Origin of the sequence: Brevibacillus borstelensis, assembly GCF_036700025.1 — a bacterium.
Classification (GTDB): domain Bacteria; phylum Bacillota; class Bacilli; order Brevibacillales; family Brevibacillaceae; genus Brevibacillus; species Brevibacillus borstelensis.
Map to the genome: position 1 here is coordinate 3,659,725 of NZ_CP144922.1, position 16,123 is coordinate 3,675,847.

At 53.1% G+C, this 16,123-nt stretch carries 13 protein-coding genes; 6 read left to right on the top strand and 7 right to left on the bottom strand.

What is annotated here, in order from left to right; all coding sequences use genetic code 11:
* Positions 1 to 3 precede the first annotated feature (3 nt).
* The 5 genes from V5G20_RS17485 to V5G20_RS17505 all read left to right on the top strand — a co-directional run bounded on the left by V5G20_RS17485 (position 4) and on the right by V5G20_RS17505 (position 5,310).
* Positions 4 to 1,002: a PucR family transcriptional regulator gene (locus V5G20_RS17485; protein WP_243014616.1), complete on the top strand. Its 999-nt coding sequence runs from the start codon at positions 4 to 6 to the stop codon at positions 1,000 to 1,002.
* Between the two features lie 106 nt (positions 1,003 to 1,108).
* Positions 1,109 to 2,224, top strand: coding sequence for an ABC transporter ATP-binding protein (locus tag V5G20_RS17490; protein ID WP_003387467.1), 1,116 nt, complete (start codon positions 1,109 to 1,111; stop codon positions 2,222 to 2,224).
* A 112-nt stretch (positions 2,225 to 2,336) separates the two neighbouring features.
* Positions 2,337 to 3,110, top strand: a complete 774-nt coding sequence (locus V5G20_RS17495) for a Cof-type HAD-IIB family hydrolase (RefSeq protein ID WP_172920641.1) — start codon at positions 2,337 to 2,339, stop codon at positions 3,108 to 3,110.
* 145 nt (positions 3,111 to 3,255) lie between these two features.
* Positions 3,256 to 4,653, top strand: a complete 1,398-nt coding sequence (locus tag V5G20_RS17500; protein ID WP_003387469.1) for a S8 family peptidase — start codon at positions 3,256 to 3,258, stop codon at positions 4,651 to 4,653.
* A gap of 57 nt (positions 4,654 to 4,710) precedes the next feature.
* The gene (locus tag V5G20_RS17505) at positions 4,711 to 5,310 is read left to right on the top strand and encodes an NAD(P)H-dependent oxidoreductase (RefSeq protein ID WP_338461488.1); all 600 of its coding nucleotides are present in this window, start codon (positions 4,711 to 4,713) and stop codon (positions 5,308 to 5,310) included.
* A gap of 58 nt (positions 5,311 to 5,368) precedes the next feature.
* Here V5G20_RS17505 and V5G20_RS17510 read toward each other — a convergent pair whose 3' ends face one another.
* From V5G20_RS17510 to V5G20_RS17540, 7 genes are all read right to left on the bottom strand, one after another.
* Positions 5,369 to 5,869: a DUF3907 family protein gene (locus V5G20_RS17510; protein WP_024985124.1), complete on the bottom strand. Its 501-nt coding sequence runs from the start codon at positions 5,867 to 5,869 to the stop codon at positions 5,369 to 5,371.
* 95 nt (positions 5,870 to 5,964) lie between these two features.
* The gene (locus V5G20_RS17515; protein WP_003387472.1) at positions 5,965 to 7,140 is read right to left on the bottom strand and encodes an ABC transporter permease; all 1,176 of its coding nucleotides are present in this window, start codon (positions 7,138 to 7,140) and stop codon (positions 5,965 to 5,967) included.
* Positions 7,133 to 8,323 carry an HlyD family secretion protein gene (locus V5G20_RS17520; RefSeq protein WP_024985123.1) on the bottom strand — a complete coding sequence of 397 codons (1,191 nt, stop codon included), beginning with the start codon at positions 8,321 to 8,323 and terminating at the stop codon, positions 7,133 to 7,135. Before V5G20_RS17520 ends, V5G20_RS17515 begins: the two co-directional genes overlap by 8 nt.
* Positions 8,324 to 8,400: 77 nt before the next feature.
* Positions 8,401 to 8,979 (bottom strand): TetR/AcrR family transcriptional regulator, encoded by a 579-nt coding sequence (locus tag V5G20_RS17525; protein WP_003387475.1) that lies wholly within the window; start codon positions 8,977 to 8,979, stop codon positions 8,401 to 8,403.
* A gap of 159 nt (positions 8,980 to 9,138) precedes the next feature.
* On the bottom strand, positions 9,139 to 12,234 hold the full coding sequence (locus tag V5G20_RS17530) for a BTAD domain-containing putative transcriptional regulator (protein ID WP_243015017.1): 3,096 nt from the start codon (positions 12,232 to 12,234) through the stop codon (positions 9,139 to 9,141).
* A gap of 230 nt (positions 12,235 to 12,464) precedes the next feature.
* On the bottom strand, positions 12,465 to 13,088 hold the full coding sequence (locus V5G20_RS17535; RefSeq protein WP_122957757.1) for a YhcN/YlaJ family sporulation lipoprotein: 624 nt from the start codon (positions 13,086 to 13,088) through the stop codon (positions 12,465 to 12,467).
* Between the two features lie 270 nt (positions 13,089 to 13,358).
* On the bottom strand, positions 13,359 to 13,781 hold the full coding sequence (locus V5G20_RS17540; protein WP_051567434.1) for a copper amine oxidase N-terminal domain-containing protein: 423 nt from the start codon (positions 13,779 to 13,781) through the stop codon (positions 13,359 to 13,361).
* A 150-nt stretch (positions 13,782 to 13,931) separates the two neighbouring features.
* On the opposite strand from V5G20_RS17540, the gene V5G20_RS17545 reads away from it, so the two are divergent.
* On the top strand, positions 13,932 to 16,103 hold the full coding sequence (locus V5G20_RS17545) for an exo-beta-N-acetylmuramidase NamZ domain-containing protein (RefSeq protein ID WP_251237705.1): 2,172 nt from the start codon (positions 13,932 to 13,934) through the stop codon (positions 16,101 to 16,103).
* Positions 16,104 to 16,123 lie beyond the last annotated feature (20 nt).

Sequence of the window (16,123 nt, forward strand, 5' to 3'; positions counted from 1 at the left end):
GAGATGAACGATTGGAAATACGAAGTCGATAAAATCCGGCAGGCGACAAACCTGCCTATTTCCTATTTGTGCGGTACCGTAGAACAGATCAGGGCGGAGTCGCTGCGACTGGAAGAGGAAGGCTGGGAGATCGTCGCCCAAGCAAGCTCGAGCGGCCAATGCAGCATCGTGATGATTCCGAGCACAGCGTGGGAAGGCGTTCCGCGAGCGCTCCTCTCCCTCATGTTTTCGGAGAAGCTGCAGGCCGCCTCGGACCAGTCACAGCTTGCGAACTGGTTACACGAGATCGCTTTGGGAGCGCCTACTCCCCCTCCTGCCGGGTTGGCAAAACAACTGCATTGGCAAGAGCCGCGGGTTCCTTTTTTGCTGGAGCAGTGCCGGGAAGGCTTTTCATGGCATTCCCTTGCTCCGATCCTGCCGGACTTTTTCAAGGGGGCTTCCCTCTCCCAGTTTCCCCTGCCTTTCCCCTACCTGTTGCTGGCAGTCCCTTTGTCTGCTCTTGGCTCAAAGCTCGACGAGGAAACGGGCTTGGAGTGGGCATCCGGCTTGCATGACCTGATCTCGACGGAATGCATGGAAAATGTGCGGGTTATCGTCGGCGAGCCAGTCGGGCAGCCGCCACAGCTGGGGGACGCTCTGACGCGGGCTTTAACCCTGTCCAGTGCCTTGCGTAAATTCCGGCCAAAAACAATGGTTGCCAGCGTACGCCAATTTCCGCTGGAGCGCTGGGTGATGATGCTTGGCCCGGAGACAACGGAGTCTCTGCAAAAGGCCATCGAAGAGATGATCCCTCTGCCTCAGTTGAATGCGGAGCAGGTTGAGACGCTGGAAACGTTTTTTGCCAGGCACCTGAATGTCAGCGAGACAGCCCGGCAGCTTTTTCTCCACCGAAATACGCTGCTGTACCGGTTGGACAAGCTTACCGAACAGACCGGACTGGACCCGCGGCAGTTCACCGAAGCCGTTCTGCTGCAGCTTCTTCTGCTCTTTCGTCAAAAATAACCAAACAATTCGTGCAATTTGACCATAGAGCACCTCTTTCTGTTGCTGGTACGATATGGATACCATACGTATCAGACAGCATGTATATTCCGGGGAGGTGCCGTTCGTGGCTAAAGTTAGCTTGCAGCACATTTACAAAAAATTCGGAAACAATGTCATTGCTGTTAATGATTTTCATCTTGAAATCGAAGACAGGGAATTCCTTGTTCTCGTCGGACCATCCGGCTGCGGGAAATCTACAACTCTGCGGATGATTGCGGGCCTGGAGGAGATATCGGAGGGCGACCTGTACATCGGGGACCGGCGTGTCAATGATGTCGCACCAAAAGACCGGGACATCGCCATGGTCTTTCAAAGCTACGCCCTCTACCCTCATATGAACGTGTACGAAAACATGGCCTTTGGTTTGAAGCTGCGCAAATTTTCCAAAGCGGAAATTGACAAACGGATACAGGAAGCCGCTCGGATCCTCGACATTTCCCACCTTTTGGACCGCAAGCCGAAAGCGCTTTCCGGCGGGCAGCGCCAGCGTGTCGCACTGGGACGCGCGATCGTCCGCGAGCCGCAGGTGTTTTTGATGGACGAGCCGTTGTCCAACCTTGACGCCAAGCTGCGGGTGCAGATGCGCACGGAAATCCTGAAGCTGCACCAACGGCTCAATACGACCATTATTTACGTTACCCATGACCAGACTGAAGCGATGACCATGGGCGACCGGATCGTCGTGATGAAGGATGGCCTGATCCAGCAAGTGGCTACCCCCACAGACATATACAACTACCCTGTCAATCAATTTGTCGCCAGCTTTATCGGTTCTCCTGCGATGAATTTTATCAAAGGACGCATTACTGAAAAGGAGGGCCGCCTCGTTTTCGACGCCCCCCACATCCATGTCAGCTTCCCTGAGGACAAAGCCAAGCTTTTGAAAGAGCGCGGCTATGTCAACAAAGAGGTCACCTTTGGCATCCGTCCGGAGGATATATACAGCGACAATCAATTTATTGAAGCCAATCCGTTTGACAGTTCCATCGAGGCTGTCATTGATGTAGTGGAAAATATGGGATCGGAGCTGTATGTTTACTTTACCAACGTGGGCGAAACCCAGATGGTTGCCCGCGTCGATGCCCGCGAAGGCTTTAAACCGCGCATGTCTGTCAAGCTGGGCATGGATTTGTCCAAGTGCCACGTATTTGACAGCGAGACAGAATTGGCGGTATTCTAGGTTTGAGTGGCAAAAGGAATGTCCCCGCCGGCATTCCTTTTCTTTATTATGTCCGCAAATGGAAGCAGACAACGAGATTGCGCATGCTGCGTATTGGAGAGGAAGAGAGAGAATGCCATACAAAATCGTCTTTTTTGACATTGACGGCACTTTGCTGAACACAGCGCACACCATTCCCCCGGATACAAAAGCCGCTATCCGCAGGTTGAAAGCGAACGGTGTGCGCGTCGCGATCGCAACCGGACGAGCCCCTTACCACCTGGCCCCGATCGCAGATGAATTGGATATCGACACCTTTGTCAGTTTCAACGGCTCCTATGTCGTTGTCGAGGGAAAACGTATTCACCATACGCCGATGAGCACGGCTACCCTGGAAGCTCTGGAAGCACATGCAGAATCGAATCAGCACCCGATGGTTTTTTTGGGAGCTGACACTTGCTATGCAAACAAGGCTGACCACCCGGACGTCATCGATTCTTTTCATTATTTACAGCTGTCTCCCCCTGGCTACCATGAGCGATACTGGGAGCAGACGCCGATCTATCAAGCATTTTTGTACTGCAAGGAAACGGAAGCAAAAGAATATCTGGAGCGAGCTCATCCGGTCACATTCATCCGTTGGCATCCGAATGTTCTCGATGTCTTGCCGCCCAACGGCTCCAAGGCTAGAGGCATTGAAGCAGTGCTGCGCCATTACGGTCTGGCACCTGAGGATGCGGTTGCCTTTGGCGATGGATTGAATGACAAGGAAATGCTTTCCTTTGTAGGGATGGGCGTCGCGATGGGGAATGCCCATGAAGATGTAAAGCCGTTGGCAAATCTGGTCACACGGCATGTGGATGCAGACGGCATTTTCCACGGTCTTCGCCAGCTAAAGCTGATCTGATCCCGGTCAGTTGGACGAGCTTGCCCGCTGGATCGTTTTTGCAAACAAAAAGAGGACTTTCTATAAACTGTCAGCTTTTTTTCTTCATAATCACTCCTTCCGTGCACACGCTATATCTATAAAAGCATGGAGGGAGTGAGTTTTTTTGCGAGCCTTGCCCCCGATTTTCGTAGCCCTCGCGTTGGTCGGCCTGGCGGTCATCCCACTGACCTGGCACCAGAATCAGGAAATGCGCGAGCCTCACCCCCGCCTTACCTCGGTCAACACCAGCATCCCGAGGATCAACTATATCGAACAAGTGCGAGACGTCCGTCGAGACTTGGAGAAGAGCGCCCATATCAAAACCTTGCACCACAATGAACAGGATAAGAGTCACTATGTCGAACACGAAGTTGTCGTGCGGTTCCACCCTCGCCCCGATCAGAAAACGATCGACAAGCTGCTCGCCTCCTTGGATGGAAAAGTGAAACGCGATTACGGCCAAGCCATGATTATCAAATCTCGCTCGCTTTCGACCAAAGACTTGATGAAGAAGCTGGCCGAACATCCCGACTCCGTCTATGCGGAGCCCAACTATCTGCTGCTGCCAAACCGCGTTCCAAACGATACCTACTACCGGGAATACCAGTGGAATCTGCCGATGATCGGGATGGAGGACAGCTGGAATATCACCAGGGGCAGCAACAAGGTGGTTGTCGCCATCGTTGACACGGGAATTGATATGACGCACCCCGAGTTTCAGGACAAGCTGGTAGAAGGCTACAATGTGCTGGAAGACAACAATACGCCTGAAGACGACAACGGCCACGGCACCCATGTGGCAGGAGTAATCGCCGCCCGGACAAACAATGCTGACGGGATTGCCGGGATGTCCTGGAACAGCAAGCTCATGCCGATCAAGGCAATCGGGGCGGACGGCTCCGGCTCCGCATTTGACATCGCCCAAGGCATATACTGGGCTACTGACCATGGAGCCGACGTGATTAATCTGAGTGTCGGCAACTACACCCCGTCTGCCGCGCTGCAGGAGGCTTGTCGATACGCTTTTGAACGAAATGTCGTCCTCGTCGCCGCATCCGGCAATGACGCCAGCGAACAGCCCAGTTACCCCGCTTCTTACAAGGAAGTCCTGTCTGTAGCGGCTGTTGACCACAATCGGGAACGGGCCGACTTTTCCAATTTTGGCGCTCAAGTCGATGTCGCTGCGCCCGGTGTAGACATTCCCAGTACCTATATCTATAGCGACTACGCTGTGCTTTCCGGCACCTCAATGGCGTGTCCGCACGTCACCGCGTTGGCCTCGCTCCTCCGCTCTGTCCGTCCGGGTATGAAAAACACCGAAGTGATGGAAGTCATTCGCTCTTCGGCGGACGACCTCGGGCCTCCGGGCAAAGACAAACTGTACGGATACGGTCTGATCAACGTCAATACCGCGATCAGAAGCTTGAAGCCCGCCGCTCAGGAAATGAGAGAAGAGAAGCCCGAAACCATCGGCGGCCTGCTCAACAAGTTTTTCCTGCGTCTGCGGCAAGGGTTTGAGTAAGAATAACAGCCTGGCCAAGAGAAAACTGGCGCACTGCACCTGACGACAGCAGGAGGAATGGCATTGAAGGCGTACATCGTTTTTGCTCATGAGGGTCATACAAGCTTTTGCCACGAAATACTGGAGAGGACCAAGCAAACTCTGGACCGGGAAGGAATCTCCTATACTGTCCGCGATCTGTATCAACAAGATTTCCAGCCTGTTTTTCGCGGCGAAGACATGCACCGTGTGGAGGAAGGACATGTCAGTGCGGATATTGCAGAAGAACAGCAGCAAATTACAGACGCGGATCTGCTGGTCATGATCTTCCCTGTATGGTGGTGGTCTCCGCCAGCCATTATGAAGGGGTATTTTGACAGGGTGTTTACAAACGGCTTCGCCTTTCGCTATGAGGAAAAAGGGCCTGTCGGTCTGCTCAACGGCAAGCAAGCCCTTGTCATGACGACGACTCGCGAGTCTGAGCATGACATGCGGGCAAGCGGAATGGATCAGGTCATGAAAAAACAGATGGCGGACGGAACGCTCAGCATGATGGGATACAAGACACTGTACCACAACTTTGCGGCTGTTCCTTACGTAAGCGAGGCTGCTCGCCGTGCCATGCTGGACGAGGTGGAGCATCTTCTCAAAAATACCCTCCAGCCCGTGGAAGTGTAAGCAAAAAGACCCTTCAGCAGGTCGAATGTGAACCTGTCGGAAGGGTCTACTTTCTTTTTTATACTTTTTGCATCCGTTTTTTCGTAATGTAATCCGTCTCGTAATAATGCAGGTCATCACGCATTTGCTCAAAAACCTTGCAAAGCGAAATCGTCAGTTGCTTGAGCTCAGGGGTTACTTCTTTGCGGAAGATAATGGCATCATGGTCTGTGTACGAATAACGGCCATCCTCGTCGTATACTTCTCCTTTGGGGTAGTAGAAGTTGTTGATACAGGAATGATACACCTGGTACAGGACTTCTTCGGCATACTCTTCATTGAACCTCGCCCGGCGGAGAGCAACTCCCAGCCGCTCGTACGCGTTCTCACAGTACACCAGCAAATGGCGCAAGTCGGAAAGGTAGTTGCGGTAGTAAGCCTCGTACTCCTCCGGATCACCGGACTGATTGACCAGCCCCATCAAGGTGACTTGATTTAAAAAGCGCTCCAGATCCATGCTTACTCTTTTCAACTTCGTGTACGTCTCTTCGCACAATTGCTTCAGATGAGTCACTGACATAATGTCCCCCTCGCGTTGAAAGAATCTGCTTTTTTTTGATAAGTATACTGGATAGGTTCTTTGCAACACAAGGATTTCTTTTCTGCAAATCCTGCCTATGCGTTTGTCGTTTCAGGGGCGGCAGCTGCCGCTTTTTTGCTTTGGACTAGATAGGTCAGGTAGGCTGCAAACAAGCCCAGCAGCGTCATGAACAGAAGAACGGACACTTGATACGTAATGTGGGAAAGCCCGTGGCCTTTCGTCAAAACTTCCCGAACTCCATCGAGAAAATACGTCAGCGGCAGTGACTTTCCGATCGCCGCAATCACCGGCGGCATGGACATCAGCGGCCAGGTGTACCCCGAGAGCATGAAGGACGGTACTGCAATCATCATGGCTGCCTGTGTAGCTTGCAGCTGGTCCTTCGAGTAAAACGAGATCGCAAAACCGATGGCCAGCACGGCGAGGTTAAAAGCGGTGCCGATCAGCAGCAAATGTGCCGTACTGCCGTAATACGGGATGCCAAAGCCTTTCAGCAGGATCGCAAAGGTCAGCACGAGGTTGAAGGTCGCAACCAGAAAGTACGGCAGCAGCTTGCTGATTGCGATCGCCCAGAAGGAATTCTCAGCCAGCGTCTCCCTCCATGTCCCCGCTTCTTTTTGCTGGGTGACTGAGAGGGCAATCCCGAGGAACAGAACCTGCTGCATGACGGTTCCAGCCAAACCAAAAACCATGAACGACATATAGCTGAAGGTCGGATTGTACAGGACGCGATAGCGGTAGTCGATCCCGGTGTACAGCTTCATCCCTTCCTCGCCCCAGCCGCCATGCGCTTCCAGCTTTTTCAAGGTCACACCCGCAGAGACCGTCTTCGTGACTGTATTGGCAGCGCGGACAGCGGTATTGGAGATCATCATGTTGCTGCCGTCGATAACCGTAAGTACACTGGCGTCCCGTCCGGCTTTGACGTCCATCTCCAAGTGATCCGGAATGATCACAGCTACTGCCGCTTTGCCTTGGTCAATCAGGTCCATCGCTTGTGTTTCTGTGTTGACGATATGGGTGACGCGGAATGTCTGGTCGGCATCGAAAGCGCGCGACAGCTCCCTGCTCAGCTCTGTCTGATCGGCGTCGACCACGACCGTCGGAATTTCCGTCACTTTTTTCTCGCTGTACAAAAATCCGAACAAAGTCAGGTAAATCACCGGTACGGCAAACATTACCGTCACAATCGTCTTGTTTGTAAAAATGCGACGCCATTCTTCCCAAAACAGCCGGGACAGGTTACTCACGCTCACCAGCCCCTTCGAGCTTCCATTCTACGCTGAGGCCCGGCAGAATTTCTGGATCGTGAATTTCCATTTTGACCTGGAATGCGCGGATATCGCGATCGCCCAGCTCCTGTGTCGCTTTTTTCACCGCGAAATCGGCCGCAGGCGCTACATTGACTACACGCGCTTCGGTTTCACGATTCAATGAAGGCACGAACAGGTTGACCGTATCCCCGGCTTTGATTCCGGCAATCTCGTATTCATCCACGTAAAATTTCACGTAGTTGTCTTGCTTCGTCTGGATCGTCAAAACAGTGAAGCCTTGCGAAACCAGCTCACCCTTCTGCACAGCTACCGATTTGACGACGCCGTCGACAGGGGCAGTCAGCTTGGTGTTGTTCAGATACGCTTCTACCTCTTCCAAAGCTCCCTTCGCTTGCTGTACTCCCGCTTCAGCCGACTTTACGTCCAGTTCTTTAAGGCCGACCTGTCCGCGTGCAGCGACAGCTTGATCGTAGGCGGCCTGCGCCTGCTCCCACTGCGCCTTGGCTGCATCGAGCTGCTCCTTGCGCGAGCCGGACTGGGCCATTTTCAACTGCTCCTCAACTGCCTTCTGCTCCGCAACCGCCTTTTCGTAATCCATCTGCGCTTCGTCGACCTTCACCTGCGGGACAGCCCCTTCTTCGAGAAGCTTTTTCATCCGTTGGAGCTGCGTCTCCGCAATTTGCTTGGCCGTTTGCGCCGCTTGCTGCTTGGCTTTCAGCTGGGACACTTCTTCTGAGCGGGCGCCGTTCTTGTTCGCTTCATACTGCGCCTTGGCAGCATTGACCACGGCCAAAGCCTGGTTTACCTGCGCGTTGCTGGAAGTATCCGTTATTCCGACGCCTTTCTTTGCCTGTTCCAGCTTTACCTGTGCCAGATGGTAGGCAGCTTGCGCCTGCTCGCGCTTTGCCAGCAGCTCTTCGTTGTTCAAGGTCGCGACCAGTTGTCCAGCCTTTACCTCGTCGCCTTCCTTGACCATGATATCTGCGATGGAGCCCCCCATTTTAAAGGAAAGATCCACGGATGTTCCTTCGACAACCCCGGCGACTTGCTTGGAGCGCTGACCAGCCACGCTACCTGCACCCGGTCCCATCAGGTATGCCCCCAGTACAGCAATGCAGACGACAAAACCGGTTACTCCTATCCACGCTCGTTTATTCATCGTTCATTCTCCTCTTTTCCATTCTCTCTTTGCATGTGTCGTGCTCGGCTGCATGATTCATCAGCCTTTTGATTGCTTTACCCTTTCATCAAGACTCCGGACAGCAACATATGAAGCGTCCTTCGGTCTGAATCCGTAATTCCCGTCTCTTTGCGGAACTGCTTCCGCAGCATCGTAAAACCAGCCATGCCGAACAGCGAGGAGACCATTGTACGGACCTCAATATCCGGTCTGACAAAGCCTTCCTGCTGCAGCTCGGCAACATAGGCCTCCATGGCCATGAAATAGCCGGACAGCAGCTTCCCGATCATTTCATCCCGCTGCTGGTCTCCGGTAAAGAAGCTCAACAAGAGAAGACAAAGCTCCCGATGCTCGGAAAAGAAGCGAAGATGCTCATCCAGAACGCACAGCACGCGTTGATCCATTGACAAATCCTCTCGCTGCATCACGCTGTCCACGGAATCGATCAGCATCTTCACGCCTTTTTCAATCACGTACAGAAACAGCTCTTCCTTCGTTGAAAAATGGTAGTACAGCGTCCCTTTCGCCACCGCAGCCACATCGGCAATCGCATCCATCGTCGTATCGCTGTATCCGTATTGAGCAAAGGCAGTCAACGCTGCTTCCACAATCTGATCTTTCTTCGAACGTGCCATCCCTCCTCAGCCTCCCGTTTGTTTTTTTGAACTGACTGGTCAGTACAAAAAGTAGTTTACGTCGTTTTCCTGATTTCGTCAATAGGTCCGATGAAAAAAGCTTCCATCGAAGCGCTCGTAAAATGCAGGCATAAAAAAAGACCGCATCAGTTTGCGGTCTTAGCCTTCCATAATAAAACGGTACGTATCCACAGTCTGCGGCATCGGCTGCACGCCGAGCTGCTTTTGCAGGTTTGCCACGCATTTGTCGTAGATGCGGATGGCCTGTGCCCGGTTGTTTTGCCGATAGTAGGCCAGCATGAGGAGCCGGTATGCCTCCTCCCAGCAGTCGTCAGCCATCAGGATCGATTCGCACCAGCGGATCGCTTCGTCTATCCGCTTCGAGTCCAACAGCAGTTTGGCCAGGCGCTCTGCCCCTCGCAGGAAAAGCAGCTGCAGCCTTTCTCTTTCCGCTACACACCAATCATCGTACCGACAATCCGGCATGTACTCCCCCTTGTAAAAAGACAGCCCTTTTTCCAATAAGACAATCGCTTGAGAAGCGACACTCGCCTCCAGCCCGAGTGTTACGTAACGGTCGAACTCCTCCGCATCGATCTGAAAGCCCGAGGCCAGGTTAAAGCCGTAAGAGCTGCCGTGACGCTGGATGAAAAAAGCGCTCGCTCTGGCTTCCCGATTCGGCTCGAGGGCTTTGTTCAGTGCGTTCAAAGCAACCTTGAAGTCACGGGCGGCGGTCTCTTCGTCACTTTCTCCCCAGAGGGTCGCGACGATCTCTTCTCTGGCCAGCAGATGCTGCCTTTTCGTCAGGAGAAGCTGAAATAGCTGCTTTGCCTTTCCGCGCTGCCAAGACTTTTCCCCCAGCTCCCGTTCGCCAAGCCAGACACGAAACTGACCGAGCGTCTGGATTCGCAAGGTATAGCCGGGATGAAAAGTGACGTTCTGCAGGCCCAGGTCAGTCAGAAGCTGCGAGACGTAATCGGGAGAAACCTGGCGCCTCTGAGCCTCGATCAGTACCGGCATCAGCTGCTGGACATCATGCGGAGTAAACATCGTCGGCCGCTGCAGCAGGAAATGGTATTCCCCCGCCTGGATCGCGGTCAGCGCCTGAGTCACGGCCGGGATAAAAGCAGGCCAATTTTTCTGGCGATAGGCAAAAAAACTGAGCCATAAATGACAGATCGCGACCCCAAAGCTATCTCCACAACGGCTTAAGCGCTCCTCGCAATCGCGAATCCACTCTTCCGCCTGCTTGTCCTGCCCGCAGGAGGCATACGCGATGCCGATTGCGAGTCGCACCAAGCTGTTCAGCCAGTCATCACGCATCGCCTCTGTTTCCTGGAGTCCCCGCTGCCCGTAAGAAAGCGCCATATCCAGATTCGATTCCCGCCCGTAGAGAAGAGTCAGCCCAAGGAGCGTCTCCGATTTTCCTCGCGTCGACTGCAGGTCCTCCATCATTTGCAGACCCAGTTGGTACAACTGACGAATTTGGTCATAGGGCATTTGTTGACTGACCAAAGCCGCCGTCGCCTTGCGCACGTATCCATTTGCCTCCACGAACGGGGAGTGCGCTTCTTTTCCTTGTTGGATCGCGTACTCTGCTGCTCTGAGCCCCTTTTCCCATTCGCCGTTCAAGCCGTATACAAAGGCCAGCAGCAGGGAGGTTTCCCGGTAGGATCTCATCAATGCAGGCTGGTTTACCTGCTCCGACTTCCACTCGCTCTCCAGGAGCTGGATCGCCGACTGAAGCCTGCCCGTCCGGAACAGCAGGCGGGATTCCAGCTCGACCTCCGTCCGCTGCTCCCATTCCTGGCTCCGCCGGTACCAATCGGCAGCCTGCTGCGAGTCTCCCCTGTTGGTATAAATCTCCGCGAGCAAGCGATAAAGCCGTGGAGCCAGCTCATGGTCTGCAGGCTCAAGCAGACGAATCGCAAGCTTCAGCAGTTCCTCTGCCTTCACGCTTTGGACACTGTCCAGATGGACCCGGGCGAGTCCTTCCAGCCCTCGGCACTGACCGATAATATCCCCCTTTTCCTCGCACAGCGAGAGGAATCGCTGATAAGACAGAAAGGCCTTCGGGTACAGGCAGCGGTACCGCTCGATCTCAGCCTGATACAGCCAGAGAACATAATAACGCTCTTTTACCTCGTCCGGCAGAAGCTGCAGCCACTGTGACAGCTGGTCCAGCTTGCCTGTCTGAAGCAGCGGGTTTGCCGCTTGACAAAGCCATTCTCCGAGCTCGTCCCACGCCTCGATCAAGCGCAAATGTTCAAAGCCTTGCTGCACGTCTCCTTTTCGCTTGTACAAGGCAGCAGCAGCTCTGTGCATGTGTATGTATTCCTCCGGATGTCCCGCCAATTTGCTGATCAGTAGACGCCGCAGCAGCGGATGATACGCATAGACATTGTCTTCCCTCAGCAAAAAAAGGTTGCGCCGAAGTGTTTCTGCAAGCAGATGAGCAGCCTGTTCACCGAATACCTGGCGGATGTCTTCCGCCTCAAAGCTCTCAAAAACGGAGGACCTCATTAAAAACGTCTGAAGCTCCTGCTCCTGCTTGTCCCATACCTCTGTTTCCAAGAATGGCAGAAATCGCGAGGATTCGGAAGCGCTGCCCACTGTGTGGACGCCCATTGCCAATGTTTCTCCAATCGTTCGGACAGCAGCCGCCCACCCTTTGGTTATGTTTGCAATCCGCTCGCTATCGTCCTTTGACAAGGCGATGTCGTATTCGTCCAGAAAAAATGTCTCCATCTCTTCACGGGAAAAAGCGAGGTCGGATACCGTCAGCTCCATCCCATCGCCGCGTGCGGACATGACATTCAAAAATGGCCAGTCCGGCCGGGTTCTGGTCAGTATGACTACCCGAACGTTCTGCGGCATGTTCTGCAAAAAATATTGCATCCAGTTGTCCACTGTCACTTTGGAGTGAACATTGTGAAAATCATCCAGAATCAATAGGAGCTCGCCCTTGACTTCCATGCATGCGCGAATAAACAGGTCAGCAATCGATTCCGTTGAATCGTCTCCGGGCTGTGTGCCCGAAGCCCTCACTGCCTGCAAAAAAGAATCGCCGAAAGCCGGATGAACCATTCGTATGCTCTCCACCAGATGTAACAGAAAAACGGGCAGCTCGCCATCCTTCTCGCCAATCCGATACCAGCACGCCTCTTTGTTGCCATGATCAAAAAATGCAGCCACTGCTGTCGTTTTTCCGTACCCCGCACCTCCATGGATCACAGACAGAGCTTTGTGCTTCATCAGCCTGAGCTTCCTCGCCAATGACAATCTGTGAAACACGTAAGGCCCCAGTCTCGGAGGGGTTATCCTGGTCAGGCTCACCCTGGATGCATTCATCGTTCGTACACTCCTCACCGATCACATCATCCAAGATATAGTTCCATGAGCCTGGCCAAAATCCTCCCTCCCGTCCATGACAAAAGCCACCCGGCGGTCAGGTGGTCTTTTACGTCCAAATCATTCATCGTGTGTCAATCAACCAGATTGAACCCTTTTGTCGTATAGCCGATGTCGTTTAACAGCGTTTGGAATTCGTCTTCTGGAACACGTTCTCCCCGTACGACGCGCTGGTGGATGTCAGCAATGCGCTGATAAACAGCCGGATTGGTTGAAACGTACATGATGTTGTAGCGTGTCTGCGCCTGGAGTCTGCTGCGCATCACTCCCGCTACACGCTGCTGGAGGCGGTCCGTATGCCCGTTATCGATACGTGCAGGCTTGCCCGGCGTATAGAGCACCGATGGCGTAGGATCAATACTGTCGGGTTTCGTTGCACCATCAGGAAGCACCCCGATCAACAAATTATCCTTATACGCAAGTACCTTGATGTCGACGACACCCGGAATTCTTTCCGCTTGTGCCTCCAGAGTCCGGACGAGATCCGGCTCGCGGTGATGCCTGTTCTTTTGGACAAGCATCGCAGCCGGTCCCTTGTCTGTACCGACGTTGTCATTTTTTATATTGATCCCGTAAGCATCATACTTGGCAGGCTCTCCGTGATAGTCTTCTCCGCCTTGTTCCTTATTCGGTGTACAGCCTGACCCGACGACTCCGGCAAGCAACAGTGCACAAAGCGCTGAACCCCATCGTTTCAAAGAAAAACACCTCCTCACTCCCTAGTGTGAGGAGCCGGAGGTATTCTTACTCGATGAGAAAACTGCTTCTTTTTTCTAATTCAGGATGACGAATGTTCCTTCCACGGTCTGCTTTTCATCGCCTTTTTCAGCTAGTAGCGTATATTCTTCAGCCGTTATCTTCTCCGTCCATTCAAACAAAAATGTCCCGTCTGATTGGATCTGGACTTCGTAGCTCGCATCAATCAGCTTTCCTTCTTTGCTGCCAGCAGGCTTTTGTGCAACCGGATTTTACTCCTGCTTCCTTTCCGGCGATGTGACCAGGCTGGCTGGCGCTTTACCCTCTTCTGCTTTGTCTTTGATCAGAACGGTCTGGTTACTTCCATCCCAATTCACGTCGTAGGATAGAGCTTCGGCAATGAAGCGAACCGGAACCATCGTCCGCTGGTTGACGATTTGGGCGGGCACATCCAAGCTGATGATCTCGCCGTTACGCTTTGCAATCTTCCGGGAAACAATCAGTTTAATTTGGGCGTCACCCTTTTGAATCAAACCCGTTCTTGTCTGACTGTTCCAGTCTACGTCAAAGCCTAAGCCTTCCGCGATCGGACGAAGCGGTACCAGTGCCCGGCTGTCTTTGATCAGCGGTTTTTGATCGGGGAACGCGATCGGCTTGTGATTATATTCTAAGCTCCATGGCGGTATTCGGGCCACATGGAGATGCTTCCCACACGTGATAGGTGACTTCTTGCCTCCGACTTCTTTCCTATTTTCAAATTGTTACAAAAATGAAACCAATTTGCTACAAAAACACGCTACAATGAACATACATCGACGACATTTTTCCCGAAAGAGGCCGAAGCTATGAAACGATTTATCCCCTTCCTCATTCTTGTCCTGATTTTAACCCTCATTCCTCCTGGTGGAAGCTTTGCGAACACTTCTGCGGTTCTGCTCGGAAGCGACGTGCTATTCGACCAATTTCACCATGTCATCAAAGGAAAAAAAGTCGGCCTTGTCACAAATCAAACAGGTGTAAGCAGTCAAGGAATCAGCACGATCGACCTGCTTCGCCGGGACAAATCGGTGACACTGGCGGCTTTGTACACACCGGAGCACGGTCTGGACGGGAAAACACCGGCCGGCAAATACGTTGCCTCCTACCAGCATCCCGTCTACGGCATTCCTGTCTACAGCCTCTATGGTTCGACAAGAAAGCCCACAAAGCAAATGCTCGCTGGCATTGATCTTTTGCTGGTCGACTTGCAGGATATTGGAGCCCGTACCTATACGTACATATCCACTCTCCAATACTGCATGACGGCGGCAAAGGAGCAGGGCAAACCGATCATCGTACTGGACCGGCCCAATCCTGTTGGCGGAACCATTGTCGAAGGGCCCGTTCTGGAATCTGCCTACCGCTCATTTGTCGGTGTGGACACCCTCCCGATGGCACACGGGATGACAATCGGCGAGCTGGCGCAATTTTTCAACCGCAACATCGACGCAAACCTGACCGTTATCCCCATGAAAGGTTATACGCGTCAAATGCTGTTCCAGGATACCGGACTGCACTGGATTCCGAGCTCTCCGCGAATACCGGATCTGGCTGCTGTATTCGGTTATATGGCAACCGGCCTGGGAGAAGGAACCGGAATCGTCCAGGCTGACAATTTCCGCTGGATCGGCGGCGAAGGGATCGATTCGGGCAAATACGCTGATCTGTTAAACGGAGCGCTGCTGCCTGGTGTCGTTTTTCTCCCCGAGAAGAAAGATTCAAAAGGCGGCGTCCGGCTCCAGATCACCAATCCTCATCTGTTCAATCCGGCCAAAACGGGGATTTACGCTTTGGCCTACGCTCATCAATTGAATCATTTCAAGGTTCCGAAGAGCGGAAAGACAAAAGTGATGTTTGATCTGGTGATGGGAACAAACAAAATCGGCCAGTACCTGGAGCAGGGGCTGTCCCCCAAACAGATTGAGGAGAAGTATGCAAAAGATCTGGAAGCATTTCGCAAGCTTCGCAGCAACTATTTGATCTACAATGACCAGCCTTACGTTCCTGTTCAGCCCATTCAATCAAAGAAGGGCATTTCACAGGCAAAACCTGCTGCTCCCGGCAAGCCAGGTCCAGCCAGCTCACAATCGCAGACGAAGCCGACAGCCCAGACGAAGCCAGCCGCGCAAACGCCTTTGCCGAACCAATCAAACAACAGCACTGCGACAGCAACGCCAACTCCAGGGTCTGGCGGATCGGCAGGACTGCCCGAGTCTAAACAACCGTCTGTGGCGGGACAACCGAAGCCGGTGGCAAAACCCGCCGTACCTTCAGTTCCGTCAACCGACCAGACGCCAGCTAAGCCGGGCGGCAGTCAGACGCAGGAAAAAGTGGCGTATCTGACATTTGATGACGGTCCTTCTCCAATTACAACTGAGGTGCTGGACATCCTCAAGGCCCATGACGTCAAGGCGACCTTTTTCGTCGTAGGGAAAAGCGTGCCGGGACACGAAGCGATCTTGAAACGGGCGATTGCCGAAGGGCATGTCGTAGGAGGACACACATACTCCCACAACTATCGCACGATTTATAAAGATCTCTCCTCCTTTTTCGCCGATCTGGAAAAAGGCAATCAACTGATCGAAAAGGCAACAGGAATCAAGCCGACTGTCTTTCGGTACCCAGGCGGCAGCACCAATACCGTCAGCAAGACCTACCAGAACGCAGCGCTCTACAATAACCAGCATACGGTGATGAGTGCCATCAAAACGGAGGCTGCCAAACGCGGCTATACGTTTATTGACTGGAATATCACAAACGGGGATGCCCGCAGCAGCAAGTATACGCCAGAAACGGCCTTGGCAAATATAAAGGCGCAGGTAAGAAATCAGAAAGAAATTGTCGTACTGATGCACGACGCCGCGACCAAGAGCGCAACGGCCAAGTCCCTTCCAGCCGTAATCCAGTTCCTCAAAGAACATGGTTACCGCTTTGAAACAATCCATGCAGAGAAATCCACAGTAGCCACTGTGAAATAATGGCGACTCGACAACCAACT

Bases quoted from the DNA above. Each gene is read 5' to 3' on its own strand.
- V5G20_RS17545 (WP_251237705.1), top strand. From the start codon at position 13,932: ATGAAACGATTTATCCCCTTCCTCATTCTTGTCCTGATTTTAACCCTC.
- V5G20_RS17505 (WP_338461488.1), top strand. From the start codon at position 4,711: ATGGCATTGAAGGCGTACATCGTTTTTGCTCATGAGGGTCATACAAGC.
- V5G20_RS17495 (WP_172920641.1), top strand. From the start codon at position 2,337: ATGCCATACAAAATCGTCTTTTTTGACATTGACGGCACTTTGCTGAAC.
- V5G20_RS17485 (WP_243014616.1), top strand. From the start codon at position 4: ATGAACGATTGGAAATACGAAGTCGATAAAATCCGGCAGGCGACAAAC.
- V5G20_RS17525 (WP_003387475.1), bottom strand. From the start codon at position 8,979: ATGGCACGTTCGAAGAAAGATCAGATTGTGGAAGCAGCGTTGACTGCC.
- V5G20_RS17510 (WP_024985124.1), bottom strand. From the start codon at position 5,869: ATGTCAGTGACTCATCTGAAGCAATTGTGCGAAGAGACGTACACGAAG.
- V5G20_RS17520 (WP_024985123.1), bottom strand. From the start codon at position 8,323: ATGAATAAACGAGCGTGGATAGGAGTAACCGGTTTTGTCGTCTGCATT.
- V5G20_RS17530 (WP_243015017.1), bottom strand. From the start codon at position 12,234: ATGAAGCACAAAGCTCTGTCTGTGATCCATGGAGGTGCGGGGTACGGA.